Origin of the sequence: Brevibacillus sp. SKDU10, from assembly GCF_001645205.1 — a bacterium.
Lineage (GTDB): Bacteria > Bacillota > Bacilli > Brevibacillales > Brevibacillaceae > Brevibacillus_B > Brevibacillus_B halotolerans.
Map to the genome: position 1 here is coordinate 1 of NZ_LSSO01000016.1, position 3241 is coordinate 3241.

At 40.6% G+C, this 3241-nt stretch carries 6 protein-coding genes; all 6 read left to right on the forward strand.

Going from position 1 to position 3241, the window contains the following annotated elements:
- Nucleotides 1–296, forward strand: a 296-nt coding sequence (locus AYJ08_RS23770) for a hypothetical protein (RefSeq protein WP_064016472.1), incomplete at its 5' end; no start/stop codon positions are given.
- A 16-nt stretch (nt 297–312) separates the two neighbouring features.
- Nucleotides 313–1353 (forward strand): major capsid protein, encoded by a 1041-nt coding sequence (locus tag AYJ08_RS02590; protein WP_064016473.1) that lies wholly within the window; start codon nt 313–315, stop codon nt 1351–1353.
- Nucleotides 1354–1406: 53 nt separating this feature from the next.
- The gene (locus AYJ08_RS23245; RefSeq protein ID WP_157452767.1) at nt 1407–1571 is read left to right on the forward strand and encodes a DUF7210 family protein; all 165 of its coding nucleotides are present in this window, start codon (nt 1407–1409) and stop codon (nt 1569–1571) included.
- Entirely contained in the window at nt 1571–1930 is a 360-nt protein-coding gene (locus AYJ08_RS02595) for a head-tail connector protein (protein WP_064016474.1), read from the forward strand. The genes AYJ08_RS23245 and AYJ08_RS02595 overlap by 1 nt, the downstream gene beginning before the upstream one ends.
- Nucleotides 1930–2409 (forward strand): baseplate J/gp47 family protein, encoded by a 480-nt coding sequence (locus tag AYJ08_RS02600; RefSeq protein WP_231928971.1) that lies wholly within the window; start codon nt 1930–1932, stop codon nt 2407–2409. Before AYJ08_RS02595 ends, AYJ08_RS02600 begins: the two co-directional genes overlap by 1 nt.
- On the forward strand, nt 2402–3076 hold the full coding sequence (locus AYJ08_RS02605; protein ID WP_064016475.1) for a putative phage tail protein: 675 nt from the start codon (nt 2402–2404) through the stop codon (nt 3074–3076). The genes AYJ08_RS02600 and AYJ08_RS02605 overlap by 8 nt, the downstream gene beginning before the upstream one ends.
- Nucleotides 3077–3241 lie beyond the last annotated feature (165 nt).

The window sequence follows — 3241 nt, forward strand, 5'->3', positions numbered from 1 at the left end:
CTGTAACAGTAGATGATACAGGAGTTACAGCGAATGCTGAGGGAAAGAAAATCGTACCAGCTGGAACAATTTTGGGCGGTGGAATGCTAGCTGATCCAAGTAAAGTCGCAAAGAAAGCTAAAACAACTGCTGATAAGTCAGATGCAGAGGGTGTTCTATTAAATGACACTGATGTCACGTATGGCCCTGCATCAGGAGCAATGGTCATTCATGGATTTATCGATGTAAGTAAAATTCCAAATCAACCTGATGTTGCAGAAACTGCTGCGCTTAAACAAATTACATTTTTGAAATAAGAAAGGGTGTTACTGAATGAATATTTTTGATCTTGTAAACGCAAAGAATATTTCAACGTACTATCTAGCTAATCCATCTAACACGATTCCATACTTGGGAGCCACTTTGTTCCCACCTAAAAAACAACTTGGTCTTGATCTGAGTTGGATTAAAGGTTCACGAGGACTACCAATTGCATTAATGCCTTCTGAATTCGATGCAAAGGCTACACTACGTGATCGTATCGGATTCAGCAAAATTGATACGGAAATGCCATTCTTCCGTGAAGCCATGCGTATTGGGGAAAAAGATCGTCAGGAACTAAACAAGCTTGCTGCTTCACAAAACGAAGCGTTAATCATGCCAGTTATCAATTCGATCTATGATGATGTAACTAACCTAGTTAATGGTGCACAAGTTATTCCGGAACGGATGATCATGCAGTTGCTTTCTACAGGAAAGATTAGCATTACTGCTAACCGATTGAACTATGACTACAACTATAAAATGCCTGAGGATCACAAAGAAACGTTGACGGCTGATGCGAAGTGGAGCAATCCAGACGCGGATGTGGTTGGTGATATTAAGACATGGCAGGATAAGGTTGAGGATGATACAGGTGTTCGCCCAACAAATGCGATTTGTACACGAAAAACATGGAATTTCATCTTACAAAACAAACCTGTACGACTAGATATGAATCTATTGGGTGGCCAGAACATCATCATGACGGACGCAATGATGAAGCAGTATTTACAATCTAAGCTGGGGATTAATGTAGCAGTTTACAATAAAAAGTTTGCTCTACAGGATGGTAGTACAAATCTATTCTATCCAGATGATGTATTTACACTCATCCCAGATGGGACGCTTGGAAACACATATTACGGTACCACACCGGAAGAATCTGATTTGATGGCTGGAAGCACAGTAGCGCAGGTCTCCATTGTTAATACAGGTGTAGCAATCACAACGATTAAAGAGCCTCACCCAGTAAATGTAGAAACTATCGTTAGCGAGATTGTTCTCCCTTCATTTGAAACCATAGATACCATTTTCATTGCAAGAGTTGCTTAGTCAAAAAGGGAGAATACTTTCCCTTATTTTTATTGGAAGGAGCGAATAGTTAAATGGCTAAGAAAGCTAGTCAGGAAAAGGATTCTGGATCAGTTGTATGGACTGTGAACGTAAAATATCGTGGTAAACGTTATAAGGCTGGAGAAGTGTCTGAAATCCAAGAAGAAGATCGAGAAAGTTTAATAGCAGACGGTGTTATCAGAACGGAGGGAGAATAATGATATGGCCGATTGTAAAGGCACGGCTTAGGCTTTCTGATGACACTCTACAACCGTTAATTGAAACGTATATCAATGAGTTAGGGAATCGCATCATGCACTATTGTAGTATCTCAGACATTCCAACAGCATTACATTTTACATGGGCTTCTATGGTCATTGATGCATTGAGGATTGAACAAGCAACAGTAAGTGAAGTGGCTGCCGCAACTCCTACAAGCGAGTCAATCAAGATTGGTGATACTTCAATCTCTCCAGGTAAAAGCGAGGGAGTAACGAGTACATCAAAGGGTGTAATTGATTCAGTAGTTTTAAATTATCGAGTGGATTTGAACCGATATCGAAAGTTGGTGTGGTAATGAACTACGTAAAGCATCGAATGGCGTTAGAACGTATGTATGAAGATAGAGCTACTATTATAGGTAGTGACTACAATCCCCCATCACAAAAGCTGGTTGAAGATGTCCAGACTTTTGTTGATCCAATAGTGAATAGTGGTCTTGGATTAGGATTAGCTCCTATTGGACATCGCGTTACGATCGTCGGAAACAAAAAGAAAACGATAGACCTACGTACTAAGCTAATCTTGGAGGCTGATATGCACCCAGATCAAATAAAAGGCGATGTCGAAAAGGTTTATTCCGATTATCTCATAGAGCTACGTAAAGCATGGAAAAATACAAAGAAAACCGTTGTTCGTATCAGTCAGATCGAATCACGGTTTCTTTCTATTGCAGGGGTATTAGATGTGATGGATTCTACATTAAACGGCTCTTCAGGAAATCTAGAGTTAGATACCGAAGAAGCGCCGTATATGGGGGCGGTGACGATTGTCTAATGAATTGATGAAGTATCTGCCACCATACTATCATGATGTTCTCGAGATGCAGGAATATACACAGGCAGCCTCTCTAGCTGTGGATATGTTTGCTAAAGCTGTTGAACAAGAGTTAGCAGACCAATTCATCGAAACAGCAAGCGAAAAAGGTATAGCTCGCAGGGAGAGGATGCTACGGATTAAACCAAGAAGTGATGAGACGCTAGAGTTTCGTAGGATGAGGCTAAAGAATCGAAAGTCTATCAAGCCGCCATTTACGGAGCGCTGGCTACAACATCAATTGGACCGGTTACTCGGCAAAGGAAGGGTAATGGTTGAGATTGATATCCTCAATTTCATTCTTAGTGTTAACGCTGAAATCGAAAATGCACCAGCTTTCCGAGAAGTGGAACATACAGTTCGGACAACGATTCCAGCTAACCTAGTGTATCAGCAGCGAACGCAAATTAGAGAAAGCATCACTCTTTCAGAAAAGATCATTAAACAAACGATTGTTCGTCAAACAAGGCTCTCGACTACATGGAGGCTAGGCCGGACACCGTTTGCGGAGGCACTAGATGAAAAAGAAGTGATTCAGCTTCCTTTAAATCGACTAACGAAACTATCAACGAAATGGCAGGTAGGTTCCACTCCATTTGCGGAGGCGATACGAGATGATAACCAATGATTTGATACTAGATACAGCGAATTTCGTAAAAAGCAAATTAAAGAAAGTAACGCTTAATGGTTCATTTGAAGTTACAGGCTTTACGGTAACGCAAGATAAAAACCTTTTGTTCGTAGAGTTTTCAGTAAGCCCTTCTGACGTTCAATTGATTAATCTAATTGAGAT